A 19,832-nucleotide genomic window follows, 5' to 3' on the forward strand; every position below is an offset into this window, starting at 1 on the left:
CCGGGCGGGTGAACCGAGGGGCCGGCGGGACCGCAGCGTCAGGGCTGCGTCAAGCCCGCCTGGCGCTCCGTCAGGAACTCGTCAGGGTCGGCGGACGACCGGCGCAACACCCTGTTGGCTGGGCCCGCCCATGCCGGTCGCCCGTGTGCCGGCCCACCTGCAGAAGGTCAGCCGCATGCCTCCCCTGGCTCCTGAGAAGGACCCCGTCACCGCACCGTCGCCCGCCCGTCCGGTGGACCGTCCGGTGGACCGTCAACACCGGTCCACCAGCGCCCTGTTCGACCCGAAGCAGCTTGTCACCGCCTTCCCGGAGGCAGTGCGCAAGCTGCACCCCCGGGTGATGGTGAGGAACCCGGTGATGTTCGTGGTCGAGGTCGGCTCGGCCCTGACCACGCTGTCGGCGGTCCTCTCACCCAGCGTCTTCGCCTGGCTGATCAGCCTCTGGCTCTGGCTGACGGTGGTGTTCGCCAACCTGGCCGAGGCGGTGGCGGAGGGCCGGGGCAAGGCACAGGCCGAGTCGCTGCGCAAGGCCAGGACCGGGACGGTGGCCCGGCGGATCGACCGGTGGCGGGTCGGCTTCGAGGACTTCCGGGAGGAGCGGGTGCCGGCCGAGCAACTGCTGCTGCACGACTTCGTGGTGGTGGAGGCGGGGGAGACGATCCCCGGCGACGGTGACGTGGTGGACGGCATCGCGGCCGTCGACGAGTCGGCCATCACGGGGGAGTCGGCCCCGGTGATCCGGGAGGCCGGCGGGGACCGCTGCGCCGTCACCGGCGGTACCAGGGTGCTGTCCGACCGGATCGTGGTGCGGATCACCTCCAAGCCGGGGCTGACCTTCATCGACCGGATGATCGCGCTGGTCGAGGGCGCCGAGCGGAAGAAGACCCCGAACGAGATCGCCCTCAACCTGCTGTTGGCCTCGCTCACCGTGGTCTTCATCCTCAGCGTGGTGACCCTCCAGCCGATGGCCGTCTTCGCCGGGGCCGAGCAGAGCACCACCGTGCTGGTGGCCCTCATGGTGGCCCTGATCCCGACCACCATCGGCGCGTTGCTGTCCGCGATCGGCATCGCGGGCATGGACCGGCTGGTGCAGCGCAACGTCCTGGCGATGTCGGGGCGCGCGGTCGAGGCGGCCGGGGACGTGGATGTCCTGCTGCTGGACAAGACCGGCACCATCACCTTCGGCAACCGCCAGGCAGTGCGTTTCGTGGCGCTGGCCGGGGTGACGGGTGGTCAGATCGCCGAGGCGGCCCAGCTGTCGAGCCTCGCCGACGAGACTCCGGAGGGTCGCTCGGTGGTGGTGCTGGCCAAGGAGCGGTACGGGCTGCGCGAGCGGGCGCCGGGCGAGCTCGGGCGGATGGAGTTCGTCGCGTTCAGTGCGCAGACCCGGATGAGCGGTGTCGACCTGACCTGGCCGGACGGCACCGTCATCCTGGTACGCAAGGGGGCGGCGGCAGCGGTCTCGGCCTGGGTGCACGAGCGCGGCGGCCAGGTGCCGCAGCAGGCTTTCGACGTGGTCCAGGTGATCGCCTCGGGTGGCGGGACGCCGCTGCTGGTGGCCGTCCACGACCGGCACGGTGCCCGGGTGCTGGGCGTCATCCAGCTCAAGGACATCGTGAAGGACGGCATCCGGCAACGCTTCGAGGAGCTGCGCCGGATGGGCATTCGCACCGTCATGGTCACCGGTGACAACCCGCTGACCGCCAGGGCGATCGCCGACGAGGCGGGGGTGGACGACTTCCTCGCCGAGGCCACCCCCGAGGACAAGCTCGCCCTGATCCGGGCCGAGCAGGAAGGCGGGAAGCTGGTCGCGATGACCGGTGACGGCACCAACGACGCACCGGCGCTGGCGCAGGCCGACGTCGGGGTGGCGATGAACACCGGAACCTCGGCCGCGAAGGAGGCCGGCAACATGGTGGACCTGGACTCCAACCCCACCAAGCTGATCGAGATCGTCGCAATCGGCAAGCAACTGCTGATCACCCGTGGGGCGTTGACCACCTTCTCGATCGCCAACGACGTCGCCAAGTACTTCGCGATCATTCCCGCGATGTTCGCGGCCGCCTACCCGGGGCTGGACCACCTCAACATCATGGGCCTGCACAGCCCGACCTCGGCGATCACCTCGGCGGTCATCTTCAACGCGCTGATCATCGTCGTGCTGATCCCGCTGGCCCTGCGCGGAGTGCGCTACAAGCCCGCCTCGGCCTCCGACCTGCTGGGCCGCAACCTTCGGGTCTACGGCCTCGGCGGACTGGTGCTGCCCTTCCTCGGCATCAAACTCATCGACCTCCTGGTCCAGTTCGTCCCCGGCCTGTGACCGACCCCGTCAGAGACGCGTTGGGAACCCCGCTCCCGCCGTCAGGAAGCCGTCAACGGTCGGCCGAACCGGCCGCACAGGGGCTTGGCTGGGGCGACCAACCGAACGGAACAGGGGCGAACATGACGGACGGGCACAGCATCGACCAGCACCGGGCACGCCGGATCGTGGTCGGCGTCAGCGGATCGCTCGGCAGTCTGGCCGCGTTGCACCGCGCGGTGGAGGAGGGCCGCCGGACCGACCGCGAGGTGCTGGCCGTGCTGGCCTGGCTCCCGCAGGGCGGCGAGCAGGGCTACCGCCTCGCGCCCTGCCCGCCGCTGCTGGCCGCCTGGCGGGACTGCGCCGAGGCCCGCCTGACCGAGGCCCTCGACGGAGCCTTCGGCGGCGCACCCGCCGACGTCCGGCTGTCCGCCCACGTGGTCCGCGGCGACACCGGCCCGGTCCTGGTGCACGCCGCCGACCGCCCGGACGACCTGCTGGTGCTCGGCGCGGGCAGCGGCAGTTGGCTGCGGCGCGGGCTGCGGCCCTCGGTGACGGCGTACTGCGTCAAGCGCGCGGCCTGCCCGACCCTGGTGGTGCCCCAGCCCACCCTCCAACGCGAGCTGGAGGCCCTGCACCGCCGGAACCTCTGGCACCTGCCGAGCGCTCCGGCACCGGTCAACTGATGGACAGCGGACCGGATTTGACCCGCCAGGTGGCGGAGCGTCTGCCGGTGGGCATGGCGGGCTCCCTTGCCCTGACCGGCTCAGCCGCACTGGTGCCCGTGCTGGCCGTGCTGGGGGAGCTGCGCGACACCTGGTTCGCGCTGGGGGCCTTCGCGGTGCTGTGTGCCGCGCTCGGTGCGGCCTCTCGTCCGCTCGCGGCGCCCCTGGTCGCCGGGGCGGGCTGGCTGTTCTTCAACGGCTTCGTGGTGCACCGCCACGCCACCCTGGCCTGGGGTGGTACGAGCGTCGAAGGCGCCAGGTTCGGCCTGTTCGCCGTCGCCGCGCTGCTGGCCTCGCTGGTCGCCGCCCGGCCCAGCGCGGGCTGACCCGGCGTCTCCTCCGGTATCGGCCGGGAGACCGCCCGGCTGCTCGCCGCGCACGGTGCCCGCACCGAACGGGCGTGTCAACACCACGTCAGGGTGCGGGCGGGTGGCGTCAAGGATGCGTACGGGCCGGTGGACGCGGGGCCGGGCGAGGCCAGGATCAGGGGAGTCCGTTCTCAGCAGGAGGTCCAGAGCCCATGTCCGGTGTCACCCACACCCAGCAGCCGGCCACGGCGGAGCCCCCGGATACCGACGGCTCAGCGGAGCGGCAGCGGGACAAGCTGACCGCACTCGGCGGTCTGGCCGCGCTATCGCTCGACGCGATGGCCTCGGTGGCGTACGGCCCCGAGTCGATCGTGCTGGTGCTGGCGGCCGCAGGCTCGTACGGTCTCGGCTTCACGCTGCCGGTGACGGTCGCCATCGCGGTGCTGCTGGCCGTCCTGGTCGCCTCCTACCGCCAGGTGATCGCGGCGTTCCCGGACGGCGGCGGGTCGTACGCGGTGGCCAAGGCGCATCTCGGCCGCCGTACCGCTCTGACGGCGGCGGCCTCGCTGGTGATCGACTACATCCTGAACGTCGCGGTCTCGGTCACCGCCGGGGTGGCCGCCCTGACTTCGGCCTTCCCCTCCCTCTACGAGCAGCGGGTGTGGCTCTGCCTGGGCGTGCTGGTCCTGGTGACCGCCGTCAACCTGCGCGGGATCGCGGAGTCGGCCCGCTGGTTCATGGCCCCGACCGCCGTGTTCGTCGCCTCGATCCTGGCGATCGTCGTGGTCGGCCTGTTCCGGGACGCCCCCGTGAGCACCGAGGCCGCGGCCGGACACGCCTCCGCGCTGGCCGGCAACGCTACCGCCGTCGGTGCCCTGCTGCTGCTCAAGGCCTTCGCGGCCGGCTGTTCGGCGCTGACCGGGGTGGAGGCGGTGGCCAACGCCGTCCCCTCCTTCCGCACCCCGCGCGCCAAGCGCGCCCAGCACACCGAGGTCGCGCTCGGCGCCCTGCTCGGCGTGATGCTGATCGGGCTGGCCGTGCTGATCGGCCGGTTCCACCTCCAGCCGGTCGAAGGGGTCACCGTGCTGGCCCAGTTGGCGGACGCCTCGCTCGGCCACGGGTTCGGCTTCTATGTGGTGCAGTTCGCCACCGTGGTCCTGCTCGGCCTGGCGGCCAACACCTCCTTCGGCGGGCTGCCGGTGCTGATGCGCCTGCTAGCCCGGGACAACCACCTGCCGCACGTCTTCGCGTTGCGGGCCGACCACCAGGTGCACCGGCACGGGGTGTTGTTCCTGGCGCTGGTCTCGGCCGCGCTGCTGGTCTGCTCCGGCGGCGACGTGAACAGCCTGGTGCCGCTGTTCGCGATCGGGGTCTTCGTCGGCTTCACGATCTGTCAGGTCGGCATGGTCAGGCACTGGCACCGCGAGCAGAACCCGGGCTGGCGCGGAAAGGCCCTGCTGAACGGCTTCGGCGCTCTGCTGACCGGTGTCGCGGCCGTCGTGGTGACGGGCACGAAGTTCACCGAGGGCGCCTGGGGCATCTGCCTCGCCCTGCCGCTGCTGGTCCTGCTCTTCGAACTGATCCACCGCAGCTACGCCAGGATCGGCGCCCGGCTGGAGCTCGGCCGGATCCCCGGACCGGTCACCCGGCAGCGCTCCCTGGTGGTCGTCCCGGTGCACGCCATCACCCGGCTGACCCGTGACGCGCTGAGCGCCGCCGTCTCCCTCGGCGACGAAGTACTGGCCGTCACGGTGGTCCACACCGCGCCCGACCCCGAGGACCGGCAGAGCGCCGAGGCGCTGCGCCGCGACTGGGAACTCTGGCACCCCGGCGTCCCGCTGGTGGAGATCCCCGACGCTCACCGACGGCTCGGCCGCCCGCTGGTCGGCTTCGTCAACGAGCTCGGCTCCGAGCACGCGTACGACCGGATCACCGTCCTGATCCCCGAGGTCGAGCCGGCCCGTCTGTGGGAGCGGGCGCTGCAGAACCAGCGCGGGGCGGTGATCGACCGCGCGCTGCGCCGCCACACGGACGCGGTCGTCTGCCGGCTCAGGCTGCGTATGTAATCACCCGATATAAGTGCTATGCGACATTCGTCCCGGATATCTTGACGATCCCTTAACGCTTGTCCTAACGGGCCCTTGACACTGCCGAAGACCCTGCCCGACCTGCGCAAACAGTGGGTCCGGCGGGGTTTTCGGCCCGCTGCGGCAGATCCCCCCGCGCCTTACGCTCGCCCGTGTGTTCAATCTGCCCCAGGCGCTCAAGCGCCTCGTGATCGGCAAGGCCATGCGCAGCGAGGAGCTGGGCGAGACCCTGCTCCCCAAGCGGCTGGCGCTGCCGATCTTCGCTTCCGACCCGCTCTCCTCGGTGGCCTACGCCACCCAGGAGATCCTGCTGGTGCTCACCGTCGGCGGGACCGCCTTCCTCTACCTGACGCCCTGGATCGCGCTCGCGGTCGTGGCGCTGATGGTGGTCGTGGTGCTGTCGTACCGTCAGGTGGTGCACGCCTACCCGAGCGGTGGCGGCTCCTACGAAGTGGCCTCCAAGAACCTCGGGCCCAACGCCGGCCTGGTGGTGGCCGCCTCGCTGCTGGTCGACTACGTGATGACGGTCGCGGTCTCGGTCGCCTCGGGCGTGGACAACATCATCTCGGCCTTCAACGGCCTCGCCGACTACCGCGTCCTCCTGGCGGTCGGGTTCGTGGCGATTCTGGCTGCGATGAACCTGCGCGGTGTACGGGAGTCCGGCAACGCCTTTGCCGCGCCGACGTACCTCTTCATCGGCGCGATGCTGCTGATGATCGCTACCGGTCTGATCCGGGTGATCTTCGGTGATTCCCCGGTGGCGGAGAGCGCGGCGTACGGGATCACCCCGGAGCACGGCAAGGACACGTTGGCCGGGCTCGGCCTGCTGCTGCTCGGCCTGCGTGCGTTCGCCTCCGGCTGTACGGCGCTGACCGGCGTGGAGGCGATCTCCAACGGGGTGCCCGCCTTCCGGTCCCCGAAGTCGAAGAACGCCGCGTCCACGATGGCGGTCATGGGCATCACCGCGGTCGTGATGTTCGTCGGCGTGACTGCGCTCGCGCTGATCTCGAAGGTTCACTACGTCGACGACGTCTGCCAGCTCACCGGCCTGAGCGGTGACTGCTCCACCTACACCCAGCAGACCGTGATCGCGCAGCTGGCGGCCTCGGTGTTCGGCGGCAGCGACAGCATCCTGTTCTACGTGATCCAGGCGGCCACCGCGCTGGTCCTGATCCTGGCGGCCAACACCGCGTTCAACGGTTTCCCGCTGCTGGCCTCGATCCTCGCGGAGCACCGTTACCTGCCCCGGCAGCTGCACACCCGTGGTGACCGGCTGGCCTTCTCCAACGGCATCATCGCTCTCGCCGTGGTGGCCGGCGGACTGCTCTGGCTCTACGACGCCAACGTCACCAACCTGATCCACCTCTACATCCTGGGTGTCTTCACCTCCTTCACGCTGTCCCAGATCGGCATGGTCCGGCACTGGAACCGCCTCCTGGCCACCGAGACGGACGGCACCGTACGGGGCACCGCCCAGCGGGCCCGCGTGATCAACGCGTTGGGCGCGGTGGTGACCGGTCTGGTGCTGGTGATCGTGCTGATGACCAAGTTCACCCAGGGCGCCTGGCTGGCCGTGCTCGCGGCCCTCGCGCTGTGGGTGATGATGCGCGGCATCCGGCGCCACTACGACCGGGTGGCCGAGGAGTTGTCGGTGGAGGACCCGCGCGAGGAGTCCGTCCGGCCGTCGAAGGTGCACGGCATCGTGCTGGTCTCCAAGCTGCACAAGCCGACCCTGCGCGCGCTCGGCTACGCCCAGGCGTTCCGGCCGGACACCCTGGAGGCGCTGACGGTCGAGGTGGAGAAGGACTCCACGGCCGAACTGCGGTCGCAGTGGGACGAGTTCGACGTCCAGGTGCCGCTCAAGGTGCTGGACTCGCCGTTCCGGGAGATCACCAAGCCGGTGGTCGGGTACGTCCGCAGCGTCCGCCGGGGCAGCCCGCGCGACGTGGTCGCGGTGTTCATCCCGGAGTACGTGGTCGGCCACTGGTGGGAGAACCTGCTGCACAACCAGTCCGCGCTGTGGTTGAAGAGCCGGCTGCTCTTCACGCCCGGCGTGATGGTGATCAGCGTGCCCTGGCAGCTCTCCTCCGCGCCTCGCGCCGACCGTCCGGCCCGCCGCGCGCCGGGCGCGGTGCGGCGTGGCGAACCGGCCAGGTCGACCAAGAAGGTCCCGGAGCCGGAGCAGGTCTGACGTACCGTCGGGGGGGGGGGGGGGGGGGGGGGGGGGGGAAGGCTGCGTCAAGGTTGCCGATTCATCCGTATGGACGGCGTCAGGGAACGCCTTAGGGCCGGGACCGGCTGATTTGCTGACCGAGCCGGTCTGCCGCCGGTGCCGTGCGAGCCCGTGAGGGCCGATCCACGGCCAGGTCCTGAACCGCTCTGGTGGAGCCAATGTCCGATCTGTTCTTCGTCGGTGTCACGGTCGCCGTGTTCGCCGTCATCGCCTTGATCGCGCGAGGGGTGGAGAAGCTGTGAGCGCCGAGAACGTCGCAGGTCTCATCGTCGCCGTCGCGCTCGTCGGCTATCTCATCGTGGCGTTGATCTACCCGGAGAAGTTCTGACCATGAGCTCAACACTCGCGGGCTGGCTGCAGGCCGTCGCCCTGGTGGGCGCGCTGGCTCTCTGCTACCGCCCTCTTGGCGACTACATCGCCAAGCTCCTCACCTCCGCCAAGCACCTGAGAGTCGAACGCGGCCTCTACAAGGTGGTCGGCGTGGACGCAGACGCGGACCAGCGCTGGCCGGTCTACCTCCGGTCGGTACTGGCCTTCTCGGCCGTCTCGATCCTCTTCCTCTACGCCCTGATCCGCCTCCAGACCCACCTGCTGCTCAGCCTCGGGGTTCCCGAGATGGAGGCGCACCAGGCCTGGAACACGGCGATCTCGTTCGTCACCAACACCAACTGGCAGTCCTACAGCGGCGAGGCCGCGATGGGCCACCTGGTGCAGATGGCCGGCCTGGCGGTGCAGAACTTCGTCTCCGCCGCTGTCGGCATCGCCGTCGTCGCCACCCTGATCCGGGGCTTCACCCGGAACAAGACGGACCGGGTCGGCAACTTCTGGGTGGACCTGACCCGGATCGTGCTGCGTCTGCTGCTGCCGCTGTCGATCGTCTTCGCGCTGGTCCTGGTGGCCAACGGTGCGATCCAGAACTTCCACGGTTTCCACGAGCTGACCACGCTGGCGGGTGACACGCAGTCGATTCCGGGTGGTCCGGTGGCCTCGCAGGAGGTCATCAAGGAGCTGGGTACCAACGGTGGCGGTTTCTACAACGCCAACTCGTCGCACCCGTTCGAGAACCCGAACGGCTTCACCAACGTGCTGGAGATCTTCCTGCTGCTGGTGATCCCGTTCGCCCTGCCGCGTGCTTTCGGCAAGATGGTCGGTGACAACCGCCAGGGGTATGCGATCGTCGCCGTGATGGGCCTGTTCTGGGTGGCTTCGGCTGCGCTGATCACCTTCTTCGAGGCGCAGCACGCCGGCACCGCCGCGCAGGCGGCCGGCGCCGCGATGGAGGGCAAGGAGCAGCGCTTCGGCATCGCCGCCAGCTCCCTGTTCGCCGCCTCCACCACGCTCACCTCGACGGGTGCGGTGAACTCGTTCCACGACTCGTTCTCGCCGTTCGGCGGTGGTCTGACGATCTTCAACATGATGCTCGGTGAGATCGCGCCCGGCGGTACCGGGTCGGGTCTGTACGGGATGCTGATCCTGGCGATCGTCGCGGTGTTCGTGGCAGGTCTGATGGTCGGTCGCACTCCGGAGTACCTGGGCAAGAAGCTGGGTGGGCGGGAGATGAAGTTCGCTTCGCTCTACATCCTCACCACGCCGACCCTGGTGCTGGTCGGTACCGGCATCGCGATGGCGTTGCCGGGTGAGCGGGCTTCGATGCTGAACTCGGGGGCGCACGGTTTCTCCGAGGTGCTGTACGCGTTCACCTCCGCGTCCAACAACAACGGCTCCGCGTTCGCCGGTATCACCGTCAACACCGACTGGTACGACACCGCGCTGGGGCTGTGCATGGTGTTCGGCCGGTTCCTGCCGATGGTGTTCGTGCTGGCGCTGGCCGGTTCGCTCGCGCAGCAGCAGCCCGTTCCCGCCACTCCGGGCACCCTGCCCACCCACAAGCCGCTGTTCGTGGGCCTGCTGTCGGGCGTCGTCCTGATCGTGGTGGGCCTCACCTACTTCCCGGCCCTGGCTCTTGGGCCGATCGCGGAAGGTCTGCACTGATGTCGTCCACCCTTACCCCCGCTCCGGCCGACAAGGCCGAGGCCGCAGCGCCGCACAGAGTCTCCGGCGGCCTGCTGGACCCGAAGCTGATCGTCGCCTCGCTCCCCGACGCGGTGAAGAAGCTCGACCCGCGCGTCATGATCAAGAACCCGGTCATGTTCGTGGTCGAGGTCGGCTCGGTGGTCACCACCGTCGCCGCGATCGCCGACCCGTCCGTGTTCGCCTGGGCGATCACCGTCTGGCTCTGGCTCACCACGATCTTCGCCAACCTGGCCGAGGCCGTCGCCGAGGGCCGTGGCAAGGCGCAGGCCGAGACCCTGCGCCGGACCAAGACCGACGCGGTGGCCCGACGCCTCGTCAACTGGCCCACCTCGCAGGCCGAGGAGGAGGTCTCCGGCACCGCGCTGCGGCTCGGCGACCACGTGGTCATCGAGGCCGGCCAGACCATCCCCGGTGACGGCGATGTGGTCGAGGGCGTCGCCAGCGTGGACGAGTCCGCGATCACCGGCGAGTCCGCCCCGGTCATCCGGGAGTCGGGCGGCGACCGCTCGGCGGTCACCGGCGGCACCAAGGTGCTCTCCGACCGGATCGTGGTCAAGATCTCCTCGGAGCCCGGCAAGACCTTCATCGACCGGATGATCGCCCTGGTCGAGGGCGCCGCCCGGCAGAAGACGCCGAACGAGATCGCGCTGAACATCCTGCTCGCCTCGCTCACCATCGTCTTCCTGATCGCGGTCTGCACCCTGCAGCCGATGGCCACCTATGCGGGTGCCCCGCAGTCGATGATCGTCCTGGTGGCCCTGGTGGTCGCGCTGATCCCGACCACCATCGGCGCGCTGCTGTCCGCGATCGGCATCGCGGGCATGGACCGGCTGGTGCAGCGCAACGTCCTGGCGATGTCCGGCCGCGCGGTCGAGGCCGCCGGGGACGTCAACACCCTGCTGCTGGACAAGACCGGCACCATCACCCTGGGCAACCGCCAGGCGGCCGAGTTCCAGCCCGCTTCCGGAGTCACGGTCGAGGAGCTGGCGGACGCCGCCCAGCTCTCCTCGCTCGCCGACGAGACCCCCGAGGGTCGCTCGATCGTGGTGCTGGCCAAGACCGGCTACGGCCTGCGGGCCCGCGCCCAGGGCGAGTTGAAGCACGCCACCTGGGTGCCGTTCACCGCGCAGACCCGGATGTCCGGCGTCGACCTGGACGAGGCCGACGGTATGCACCTGGTCCGCAAGGGCGCCGCCGGATCGGTCACGTCCTGGGTGACCGACCAGGGCGGCACGGTCGGCCGCGACGTCGCCGACCTGGTCGACGGGATCTCCGCCGCCGGTGGTACCCCGCTGCTGGTCGCCACCAGGATCGGTGCCGCCGTCCCGCGCGTGCTCGGGGTCATCTACCTCAAGGACGTGGTCAAGGAGGGCATGAAGGAGCGGTTCGACGAGCTGCGCCGGATGGGCATCCGCACCGTCATGATCACGGGCGACAACCCGCTGACCGCCAGGGCGATCGCGGAGGAGGCGGGCGTGGACGACTTCCTCGCCGAGGCCACCCCCGAGGACAAGATGGCGCTGATCAAGAAGGAGCAGGCGGGCGGCAAGCTGGTCGCGATGACCGGTGACGGCACCAACGACGCCCCCGCGCTCGCGCAGGCCGACGTCGGCGTGGCGATGAACACCGGCACCATGGCGGCCAAGGAGGCCGGCAACATGGTGGACCTGGACTCCAACCCCACCAAGCTGATCGAGATCGTCGAGATCGGCAAGCAACTGCTCATCACCCGTGGGGCGTTGACCACCTTCTCGATCGCCAACGACGTTGCGAAGTACTTCGCGATCATCCCCGCGATGTTCGCCACCGTCTACCCGGGCCTGGACAAGCTGAACATCATGCAGCTGCACAGCCCCCAGTCCGCGATCACCTCCGCGATCGTCTTCAACGCACTGGTCATCATCGGCCTCATCCCGCTCGCCCTGCGCGGCGTCAAGTACCGCCCCTCCGATGCCAGTTCGCTGCTGCGCCGGAACATCGGGGTGTACGGCCTGGGCGGTCTCATCGTCCCCTTCATCGGGATCAAGGCGATCGACCTGATCGTCCAGTTCATCCCCGGCCTGAGCTGAAAGGAGCGCAGACCATGTCCAAGCCACTGCCCAACGTCGTGCGCAACCACCTGACCGCGCTGCGGATGCTGCTGGTGATGACCGTGATCCTCGGTCTCGCCTACCCCCTGCTGGTGACCGGCCTGAGCCAGGTCGCGTTCGCCGGCAAGGCGAACGGCTCCGTCGTCAAGTCCGATGGCAAGGAGGTGGGTTCGAGCCTGATCGGGCAGAACTTCAACCTCCCGAAGAAGAACCCCGACGACGCGGACGAGGCCGCGCTGCCGGACCCGAAGTGGTTCCAGCCGCGCTTCTCGGCCGGCGGTTACGACCCGAACGCCTCCGGTGCCTCCAACCTCGGCCCCAACAGCGAGGACCTGACCAAGACGGTCACCGAGCGCCGGGCCGCGATCGCGGAGTTCGACGGTGTCGAGGCGGCGAGCGTGCCCGCCGACGCGGTCACCGCCTCCGGCTCCGGCCTCGACCCGGACATCTCGGTCGCCTACGCGAAGCAGCAGGTCAACCGGGTCGCCAAGGAGCGCAGGCTCCCCGCCGACCAGGTCGCCAAGCTGGTCGAGAAGCACACCACCGGCCGCACCCTCGGCTTCCTCGGCGACGAGCACGTCAACGTGGTCGAGCTCAACCGGGCACTCAGCGAGCTGAAGTGACACCGGCAACCGAGTGACACGGACCGACCCTGCCCAGGGGCACCACCCGGGGCAGGGTCGGTCCGCCGTATCCGCCCACTCACCGAAAGATGCAGCGCCCATGGCCCGCGACGACCTCACCCCCGGCACCGTGCACCGCCGCGGCCGGCTGAGGGTCTACCTCGGTTCCGCCCCCGGGGTCGGCAAGACCTACCGGATGCTGGACGAGGCCCGCAGACGCCAGGAACGCGGCGCGGACGTGGTGGTCGGCTACATCGAGTGCCACGGCCGCCGCCACACCGAGAACATGCTGCAGGGCCTCGACGTCGTCCCCCGGCTGGTCCGCACCTACCGGGGCACCGAGTTCGCCGAGATGGACCTGGACGCGGTGCTGGCCCGCCGGCCGTCCGTGGCGCTGGTGGACGAGCTGGCGCACACCAACGTCCCCGGCGGGCGGCACGCCAAGCGCTGGCAGGACGTCGAGGAGCTGCTGACGGCCGGGATCGACGTGATCACCACGGTGAACGTCCAGCACCTGGAGTCGCTCAACGACGTGGTGCAGAAGATCACCGGAATCCCGCAGCGGGAGACCGTCCCGGACGAGGTGGTCCGCCGGGCCGACCAGCTCGAACTGGTCGACATGGCCCCGCAGGCGCTGCGCCGCCGGATGGCCCACGGCAACGTCTACAAGGCCGAGAAGGTGGACGCCGCGCTCTCCAACTACTTCCGGGTCGGCAACCTGACGGCCCTTCGGGAACTCGCCCTGCTCTGGGTGGCAGGCCGGGTCGACGAGGGGCTGCGCGACTACCGGGCCACCCACAACATCGACCGGGTCTGGGAGACCCGCGAGCGCGTCGTGGTGGCCCTGACCGGCGGTCCCGAGGGCGAGACCCTGATCCGCCGCGCGGCCAGGATCGCGGACCGTACGGCCGGTGGCGAACTGCTCGCCGTGCACATCACCCGCAGCGACGGTCTGGCCGGTGCCTCACCCGGAAACCTGGCCGAGCAGCGGCAGTTGGTGGAGACCCTGGGCGGCAGCTACCACGTGGTGGTCGGCGACGACATCCCCGACTCGCTGCTGACCTTCGCCCGCGCCCACGACGCCACCCAACTCGTCCTCGGCACCAGCCGGCGCGGCCGGATAAACCGCTTCCTGACCGGTCCCGGTATCGGCGAGACCACCGTGGACGCCTCCGAGGACATCGACGTCCACATGGTCACCCACGAGTTCAGCGGCCGGGGCCGGCTGCCCTCGCTGGGCCGCCGGCACTCGCTCCGCCGCACCGTCGCCGGGTACGCGGCCGGCCTGGCGCTGCCCGCGGTGCTGACCGCCGTGCTCTCGCAGTGGGGCGGACTGAACCTCACCACCGTCGCGCTGATCTTCCAACTCGGTGTGGTCGCCGTGGCGTTGCTCGGTGGCGCGACCTCCGCGCTGCTCGCCTCGGTGGTCGCCTCGCTGCTGCTGAACTACTACTTCATCCCGCCGGTCCACACCTTCACCATCACCGAGACCAACAACATCCTCGCGCTGGTGGTGTTCGCCGTCGTCGCGCTCACCGTCTCCACCGTGGTCGACCACGCCGGACGCCTCACCACCCGGGCCGCCCGCGCCACCGCCGAGGCCGAGACCCTCTCCACCCTCGCGGGCAGCGTGCTGCGCGGCGCCGACGCGCTGCCCGCCCTGCTGGAGAAGTCCCGGACCGCCTTCGGGATGGACTCGGTCGCCCTGCTGGATCGCACCAGCGGCGAGGTCCTGGCCCGCAGCGACGCAGGAACCGAACCCGCCCACGACCGCGAGGTGACCGAAATCCCGGTCGGCACCGACGCGTTGCTCGTCCTCGCTGGTCGCCGGCTGCCTGCGACCGATCAGCGCGTGCTGGCGGCTTTCGCCGCTCACGTCGCGGCTGCTCTGGAGCGCGACCGCCTCGCCACCGTGGCCGCCGAGGTGGAGCCGATCAAGGCCGCCGACCGGATGCGGACCGCCCTGCTGGCCGCCGTCAGCCACGACCTGCGCACCCCGCTGGCCGCCGCGCTCGCCTCGGTCGGCTCACTGCGCAGCCCCGACGTGGAGTTCTCCGAGGAGGACCAGGCCGAACTCCTCGCCACCGCCGACGAATCCCTGCTCAAGCTCAACCGCCTGGTCGACAACCTGCTCGACATGAGCCGCCTCCAGGCGGGAGCCCTGACCCTCCATCTGATGCCGACCCACCTGGAGGACGTACTCCCACGGGCCGTCGACTCGCTCGCCGACCCGGACGCCCCGATCCAGCCGCTCGGCCTCACCGAGGCGCCGGCCGTACTCGCCGACCCGCCGCTGCTGGAGCGGGTGCTGGCCAACGTCATCACCAACGCCCTGCGCCACAACGCCCCCGGCGCCCCCGTCCTGGTGACGGCCAGCAGTCACCTCGGGCGGGTGGAGATCCGGGTCATCGACCGAGGCCCGGGCATCCCGCCGGAGGACCGGGAGCAGGTGTTCCTGCCCTTCCAACGCCTCGGCGACACCGACAACACCACCGGCGTCGGCCTGGGCCTTGCCCTCTCCCGGGGCCTGGCCGAAGCCATGGACGGCTCCCTCGAAGTCGAGGACACCCCCGGCGGCGGCACCACCATGCTGCTCACCCTCCCGGCCGCCGGGCCCGTGCCGGAGCCCGACCGGGAGCCCGGCGAGGTGACGCTTTGAGCCGGATCCTGGTGGTGGACGACGAACCGCAGATCCTGCGGGCCCTGAAGATCAACCTGCACGCGCGCCGCTACTCGGTGGTCACCGCCGCCACCGGCGCCGAAGCCCTGGACCTTGCCGGGCGCCAGATGCCCGAGGCGGTCCTGCTCGACCTCGGGCTGCCCGACCTGGACGGGATGGACATCATCCGGGGCCTGCGGGCCTGGAGCCCGGTGCCGATCATCGTGATTTCCGGCCGGGGCAGCGCGCTGGAGAAGGTCCGGGCCCTCGACGCGGGAGCTGACGACTACCTCACCAAACCCTTCGTGATGGCCGAACTGCTGGCCCGCTTAAGGGCGGTGCTGCGCCGCCCGGTCACCGGGCAGCCGCCGCCCAAGGTCGTGGTCGGCGCGTACGAGGTGGATGTCGCCGCCGCGATCGTCACCGGCTCGGACGGTGCCGTACGGCTCACCCCGACGGAGTGGAGGATCCTTGCCCTGCTGCTGGCCCACCCCGGCCGACTGGTGCCGGGACGGGACATCCTGCGCGAGGTCTGGGGGCCCGGGCAGGAGGCGCACTCCAACTACCTCCGGGTCTACTTCGCGGGCCTGCGCCGCAAGTTGGAGCCCGACCCCACTCGGCCCCGGTATCTGGTCACCGAACCCGGGCTCGGCTACCGCTTCGAACCCTGAGCGCTCCGCCGGGGCGCTAACGATGCGTCAAGACCGGTCCCCGCGACGCCAAGGAAGCGTCAGGAAACCCGAACGCCGACCTCGCGGCTCCTAGCGTCGCAGACGAGGAAGCGGCCCCGCGCCATGGGGGATGCGGGCGGGGGAGGGGAGTGCGCAGCATGCCATCGGGCATATCGGGCAGATCGGTCCTGCGGAGGAGTTGGCACACGCCCCGGCTGGTCCGCACACTCACGGCACTGTGCCTGGCCACGGTGCTGGCCTTCGCCGCCGTCGCAGCCTCGGTGCTGGCCGATGCCCGGGACGGCATCGACACCATCGGCCACCGGGCCGCCCCGCAGGCCGTCCGGGCCGCCGACCTCTACTTCGCGCTCAGCGACATGGACGCCCAGGTCGCCAACCTGCTGCTGATCGGCGCCGACCCCGACTACGCCGCCCTGCGCCGGCAGACCCAGGACACCTACGAACAGCGCCGCCAGCAGGCCGGTACCGACCTGCAACGGGCCGCCGAAGCCGCAGCCGCGGACCCGGCCGGGCAGCGCGCCGTACAGACCGTGCTGGGTGAACTCGGCCGCTACGAAGCGCTGGTGGCCCAGGCGCAGCTGCTGGAGGACCAGGCCGACGCCCCGGCGGGCAGGCCGCCCGCCGGGGCACTGGAGTCCTACCGGCAGGCCACCGACCTGCTCCGGCAGAAGCTGCTGCCCGCCACCGACCAGGTGATCGCCGCGAATGCCACCGTGGTGGACGCGACCTACGCGGCCCAGCGCGACGGCCTGGCCGCCGGGCGGTGGTGGCTGCTCGGCACCGGTGTGCTCGCGCTCGGTGCGCTCGCCGTCCTGCAGCGCATCCTCACCGTCCGGTTCCGACGGGTCGTCAACCCGCCGCTGGCCGCCGTGACGCTGATCGCCGTGCTCGCCCTGGCCTCGGCCCTCGGGCTGGTCGCCGGGGCGGACCGGCAGCTGGTGGTGGCCAAGAGCAACGCGTACGACTCGGTGCTCGCCCTCAGCCGGGCCCGCGCCGTCGCCTACGACCTGAACGCCGACGAGAGCCGCTACCTGACCGACCCGGACCGCGCCGCCGCCTACGAGCAGAGCTTCCTGGACAAGACCCAGTCGGTCGCCCGGATCGAGGGCGCCACCCTGGCCTCCTACAACTCCCGGCTGGCCTCGCTCGCCGACGCCCACCGCGCCGACCACGCGTCCACAGCCTTTGAGGGCTTCCTCGGCACCGAGCTGCGCAACATCACCTTCGCCGGCGAACAGGACTCTGCCGAACGGGTGTTGACCGCCTTCCAGCAGTACCAGAGGGACGACCGGAGGATCCGCGAACTGCGGACCCAGGGCCGTCTCAAGGACGCGGTCACCTTCAACACCGGCACCGCACCCGGCCAGTCCAACGCCGACTTCGAGGTGCTGGCCACCGCCCTCGGCGAAGTCCTGGAGATCAACCAGCGGGCTCTGGACCAGGCGATCACGGACGCGGACGCCGACCTCGGCACGGGGGCGGCCGTGACGGGCGCACTGGCCCTCGCCGCCGCGCTCGCCCTGACCGTTCTCGGGGTCCGGCCCCGGTTGCGCGAGTACCGCTGAGCACCGTTCGCGAACTGCTTCCGCCACCGAGGCAACGGTCCGGGGCCCTGCTGGGCTCTGGCAGGGTGAGGAGGTGCTCATGGGAGAACCGAAGACCGACCGGGACAGCGAGTTCCAGGCGTTCACCGTCATTGCCTGGCCACGGCTGCTGCGCACCGCGTTCCTGCTCGCCGGGGAACAGCACGCGGGCGAGGACCTGGTCCAGTCGACCCTGGAACGGACCTACGCGGCCTGGGGCAAGGTGCGCCGGGCCGACGACCGGGACGCGTACGTACGCCGCATCCTGGTCAACGAACACGCCCGGCGGTTCCGGCGGAAGGTGCCGGAGCACTTGGTCACCGCCGTCCCCGATCGGGCCGGGCAGGACGGGTACGCCCAACTCGACCATCGGGCCGAGCTGTTGGCGGCCCTTGCCACCCTGCCGCCCCGGCAACGGGAGGCCGTCGTCCTGCGGTACTGGGAGGACCTGAGCGAGAGCCAGGTGGCGGTGGCGATGGGGTGTTCGGTGGGAACCGTGAAGAGCCAGGCGTCGAAAGGCATCGCCCGGCTGCGCACCGCCTCGTCACTCACCGGAACGACAAGCATCGGAGGTGCGGCATGACCAGCGAACAGCAGTCTGGGCATGAGGAGTTGGCAGCACAGGTGGGGATCGGCCTGGCCGGTCTGGTGGACACGGTGGAGATCGGACCGGCCCCTCTCGCCGCCCTGACGGCCGGTGGGCGCAGGCGGCTGCGACGGCGGCGGGCGGCGCTGACCGGGGCGGTGGCCCTGGTGACGGTCGCGGTGGTCGGCGGCGGGGTGCTGATCGGGCCGGGCCTTCGCCCGGCCGACGGCACCGTGCAGGTGACCGCAGCGGCGGGCGGCACCGCTGCCCCGTCCGTGAGCGCTTCGCCCGTGGCCCGGGACCCGTTCTCGCCGGCCCGGGTCGTGGTCGCCCAGGGCGTCGTGGACGGCAAGGAGTGGAAGACCTGGGCCGCGCTCTGGCCGCTCGCGACGAAGGAGCAGTCCTTCGAGCAGGCCAAGCTGATCTGGCAGGAGCAGCACGCGGCGGGCTCCGACCTGCCCGAGCCGACTGCGGCCTACGTGCAGCAGTACTGGCAGCCCAGCTCGGACGTGGTGAACCTCTATTACACGGTGGGCGGCACCCGGCTGCCGTACAACGGCGATCTCACCCTCGCCGCCCCGGGCGGCACGCCCCCGGGCCCGACCGGCCCCGACGGCGGACTGACCGGTGTACTGGCCGGCGCCCTGGGCAAGGGGCAGAGCGCGGCGCCGGTCCGAGTGGCCGTGCTCACCGTCGGCGCGGACGTCGGCAAGGTGGTGGTGACCTGGGCCGACGGCAGCAGCTACGAGCCGCCGCTGGTCGCCATCGGCGGCTCGCCGATCCGCCTGATCGGTGTGGCCGAACGGCCGGGCACCACCGCCGCGTCCTTCAAGGTCTACGGCACCGGGGGGCAGCTGCTGGGCACGAACACCAGCTGGCTCTCCTGAGCCACGGCCACCTCTGGCACTCAGTGCTGTCGATCATGAGCATCAAGTGCCATCCGGAGCCGAAAATGCTAAGTTCGCGCCATGACCGCCGCACGGGACACCAGCTCCGAGACCTCCGCCACGCCCGCGAAGCCCGCCATGCGGGACGCGCTGGTCGCGGCGGCCTTCCAGCTGTTCCTGGAGCGCGGCTACGAGCAGACCACGATCGACGACATCGTGGCGCTGGCCGGAGTCGGGCGGCGGTCGTTCTTCCGCTACTTCCCCTCGAAGGAGGACGTGGTCTTCCCCGACCACGAGCAGTGCCTGGCGGACATGACCGCCCTGCTGGAGGCGAGCGAGGACGGTGACGACCCGGTGGCCCGGGTCTGCGACGCAGCCAGGCTGGTACTGCGGATGTACGCCGAGAACCCGGTCTTCTCGGTCCAGCGCTACCGGTTGACCAAGAAGGTGCCCGGCCTGCGGACGTACGAACTCTCGGTGGTCTGGCGCTACGAGCGCACCCTCGCCGAGTACCTGCGGGCCCGGTTCTCGGCCCGCCGGGACGGCACGCTGCGGGCGGACGTGATCGCCTCGGCCGTGGTCACCGCGCACAACCACGCCCTGCGGGCCTGGCTGCGCGCCGGTGGCGAGGGCGACGCGACGGCGGGGGTGGACCATGCCCTCGACTACGTGGCCCGGGCCTGGACGCCCGAGCAGTCCCCGGCCGCCGAGGCGGCGGAGGAGGACGAGGTGGTCATCGTCATCACCAAGCGCTCCACCCCGATGTGGCGGGTCGTCAGGGACGTCGAGGCGGGCCTCGGCCGGGGCTGAACGAGCCTGAAAACGGCGGAGCCGGACGGCAGTTGCTGCCGTCCGGCTCCGCTGTTGTCTGTTTCGGGGTCAGCCCTTGCGGGTGTTGACCTCGGTGGTGAGTTGGGGGAGGACGGTGAAGAGGTCTCCGACGACGCCGTAGTCGACGAGTTCGAAGATGGGGGCTTCGGGGTCCTTGTTGATGGCGATGATGGTCTTGGAGGTCTGCATGCCGGC

At 70.8% G+C, this 19,832-nt stretch carries 15 protein-coding genes and 1 pseudogene; 15 read left to right on the forward strand and 1 reads right to left on the reverse strand.

Going from position 1 to position 19,832, the window contains the following annotated elements; genetic code table 11:
• The first annotated feature begins 175 nt into the window (after positions 1-175).
• The 15 genes from kdpB (ACXJMZ_RS30950) to ACXJMZ_RS31020 all read left to right on the forward strand — a co-directional run bounded on the left by kdpB (ACXJMZ_RS30950) (position 176) and on the right by ACXJMZ_RS31020 (position 19,616).
• Positions 176-2,320 carry a potassium-transporting ATPase subunit KdpB gene (gene kdpB, locus ACXJMZ_RS30950; RefSeq protein ID WP_457033340.1) on the forward strand — a complete coding sequence of 715 codons (2,145 nt, stop codon included), beginning with the start codon at positions 176-178 and terminating at the stop codon, positions 2,318-2,320.
• 122 nt (positions 2,321-2,442) lie between these two features.
• Positions 2,443-2,985 carry a universal stress protein gene (locus ACXJMZ_RS30955; protein WP_457033341.1) on the forward strand — a complete coding sequence of 181 codons (543 nt, stop codon included), beginning with the start codon at positions 2,443-2,445 and terminating at the stop codon, positions 2,983-2,985.
• On the forward strand, positions 2,985-3,350 hold the full coding sequence (locus tag ACXJMZ_RS30960; protein WP_457033342.1) for a hypothetical protein: 366 nt from the start codon (positions 2,985-2,987) through the stop codon (positions 3,348-3,350). The genes ACXJMZ_RS30955 and ACXJMZ_RS30960 overlap by 1 nt, the downstream gene beginning before the upstream one ends.
• A gap of 194 nt (positions 3,351-3,544) precedes the next feature.
• Positions 3,545-5,398, forward strand: a complete 1,854-nt coding sequence (locus ACXJMZ_RS30965; protein ID WP_457033343.1) for an APC family permease — start codon at positions 3,545-3,547, stop codon at positions 5,396-5,398.
• A 223-nt stretch (positions 5,399-5,621) separates the two neighbouring features.
• A complete protein-coding gene (locus ACXJMZ_RS30970) occupies positions 5,622-7,610 on the forward strand; it encodes an APC family permease (RefSeq protein ID WP_457033355.1) in 1,989 nt (662 codons plus the stop codon).
• Positions 7,611-7,890: 280 nt separating this feature from the next.
• Complete coding sequence (kdpF, locus tag ACXJMZ_RS30975) at positions 7,891-7,980, forward strand: K(+)-transporting ATPase subunit F (protein ID WP_057230172.1); 90 nt, start codon at positions 7,891-7,893, stop codon at positions 7,978-7,980.
• A gap of 2 nt (positions 7,981-7,982) precedes the next feature.
• The gene (kdpA, locus tag ACXJMZ_RS30980) at positions 7,983-9,644 is read left to right on the forward strand and encodes a potassium-transporting ATPase subunit KdpA (RefSeq protein WP_457033344.1); all 1,662 of its coding nucleotides are present in this window, start codon (positions 7,983-7,985) and stop codon (positions 9,642-9,644) included.
• On the forward strand, positions 9,644-11,755 hold the full coding sequence (kdpB, locus tag ACXJMZ_RS30985; RefSeq protein WP_457033345.1) for a potassium-transporting ATPase subunit KdpB: 2,112 nt from the start codon (positions 9,644-9,646) through the stop codon (positions 11,753-11,755). The genes kdpA and kdpB (ACXJMZ_RS30985) overlap by 1 nt, the downstream gene beginning before the upstream one ends.
• A 14-nt stretch (positions 11,756-11,769) precedes the next feature.
• The gene (gene kdpC, locus ACXJMZ_RS30990) at positions 11,770-12,399 is read left to right on the forward strand and encodes a K(+)-transporting ATPase subunit C (RefSeq protein ID WP_457033346.1); all 630 of its coding nucleotides are present in this window, start codon (positions 11,770-11,772) and stop codon (positions 12,397-12,399) included.
• 100 nt (positions 12,400-12,499) lie between these two features.
• Positions 12,500-15,058, forward strand: a complete 2,559-nt coding sequence (locus ACXJMZ_RS30995) for an ATP-binding protein (protein WP_457033347.1) — start codon at positions 12,500-12,502, stop codon at positions 15,056-15,058.
• On the forward strand, positions 15,055-15,729 hold the full coding sequence (locus ACXJMZ_RS31000; RefSeq protein ID WP_457033348.1) for a response regulator: 675 nt from the start codon (positions 15,055-15,057) through the stop codon (positions 15,727-15,729). The genes ACXJMZ_RS30995 and ACXJMZ_RS31000 overlap by 4 nt, the downstream gene beginning before the upstream one ends.
• Before the next feature lie 158 nt (positions 15,730-15,887).
• The gene (locus tag ACXJMZ_RS31005; RefSeq protein WP_457033349.1) at positions 15,888-17,315 is read left to right on the forward strand and encodes a hypothetical protein; all 1,428 of its coding nucleotides are present in this window, start codon (positions 15,888-15,890) and stop codon (positions 17,313-17,315) included.
• Positions 17,316-17,394: 79 nt separating this feature from the next.
• Positions 17,395-17,916, forward strand: a complete 522-nt coding sequence (locus ACXJMZ_RS31010; protein WP_457033350.1) for a SigE family RNA polymerase sigma factor — start codon at positions 17,395-17,397, stop codon at positions 17,914-17,916.
• Positions 17,913-18,806 carry a hypothetical protein gene (locus ACXJMZ_RS31015; RefSeq protein WP_457033351.1) on the forward strand — a complete coding sequence of 298 codons (894 nt, stop codon included), beginning with the start codon at positions 17,913-17,915 and terminating at the stop codon, positions 18,804-18,806. Before ACXJMZ_RS31010 ends, ACXJMZ_RS31015 begins: the two co-directional genes overlap by 4 nt.
• Positions 18,807-18,887: 81 nt before the next feature.
• Positions 18,888-19,616, forward strand: a complete 729-nt coding sequence (locus ACXJMZ_RS31020) for a TetR family transcriptional regulator (protein ID WP_457033352.1) — start codon at positions 18,888-18,890, stop codon at positions 19,614-19,616.
• Positions 19,617-19,685: 69 nt separating this feature from the next.
• Here the strand turns inward: ACXJMZ_RS31020 and ACXJMZ_RS31025 are convergent.
• A pseudogene (locus ACXJMZ_RS31025) lies at positions 19,686-19,832 on the reverse strand (electron transfer flavoprotein subunit alpha/FixB family protein); the annotation flags it as partial.

Source organism: Kitasatospora sp. P5_F3, from assembly GCF_054049135.1.

Excerpts from the sequence above, each read along its gene's own strand:
- ACXJMZ_RS30995 (WP_457033347.1), top strand. The coding sequence starts at position 12,500 with ATGGCCCGCGACGACCTCACCCCCGGCACCGTGCACCGCCGCGGCCGG.
- ACXJMZ_RS30970 (WP_457033355.1), top strand. The coding sequence starts at position 5,622 with ATGCGCAGCGAGGAGCTGGGCGAGACCCTGCTCCCCAAGCGGCTGGCG.
- ACXJMZ_RS31020 (WP_457033352.1), top strand. The coding sequence starts at position 18,888 with ATGACCGCCGCACGGGACACCAGCTCCGAGACCTCCGCCACGCCCGCG.
- ACXJMZ_RS31010 (WP_457033350.1), top strand. The coding sequence starts at position 17,395 with ATGGGAGAACCGAAGACCGACCGGGACAGCGAGTTCCAGGCGTTCACC.
- ACXJMZ_RS30960 (WP_457033342.1), top strand. The coding sequence starts at position 2,985 with ATGGACAGCGGACCGGATTTGACCCGCCAGGTGGCGGAGCGTCTGCCG.
- kdpB (WP_457033345.1), top strand. The coding sequence starts at position 9,644 with ATGTCGTCCACCCTTACCCCCGCTCCGGCCGACAAGGCCGAGGCCGCA.
- kdpA (WP_457033344.1), top strand. The coding sequence starts at position 7,983 with ATGAGCTCAACACTCGCGGGCTGGCTGCAGGCCGTCGCCCTGGTGGGC.
- ACXJMZ_RS30965 (WP_457033343.1), top strand. The coding sequence starts at position 3,545 with ATGTCCGGTGTCACCCACACCCAGCAGCCGGCCACGGCGGAGCCCCCG.
- ACXJMZ_RS30955 (WP_457033341.1), top strand. The coding sequence starts at position 2,443 with ATGACGGACGGGCACAGCATCGACCAGCACCGGGCACGCCGGATCGTG.
- ACXJMZ_RS31015 (WP_457033351.1), top strand. The coding sequence starts at position 17,913 with ATGACCAGCGAACAGCAGTCTGGGCATGAGGAGTTGGCAGCACAGGTG.
- kdpC (WP_457033346.1), top strand. The coding sequence starts at position 11,770 with ATGTCCAAGCCACTGCCCAACGTCGTGCGCAACCACCTGACCGCGCTG.
- ACXJMZ_RS31005 (WP_457033349.1), top strand. The coding sequence starts at position 15,888 with ATGCCATCGGGCATATCGGGCAGATCGGTCCTGCGGAGGAGTTGGCAC.
- kdpB (WP_457033340.1), top strand. The coding sequence starts at position 176 with ATGCCTCCCCTGGCTCCTGAGAAGGACCCCGTCACCGCACCGTCGCCC.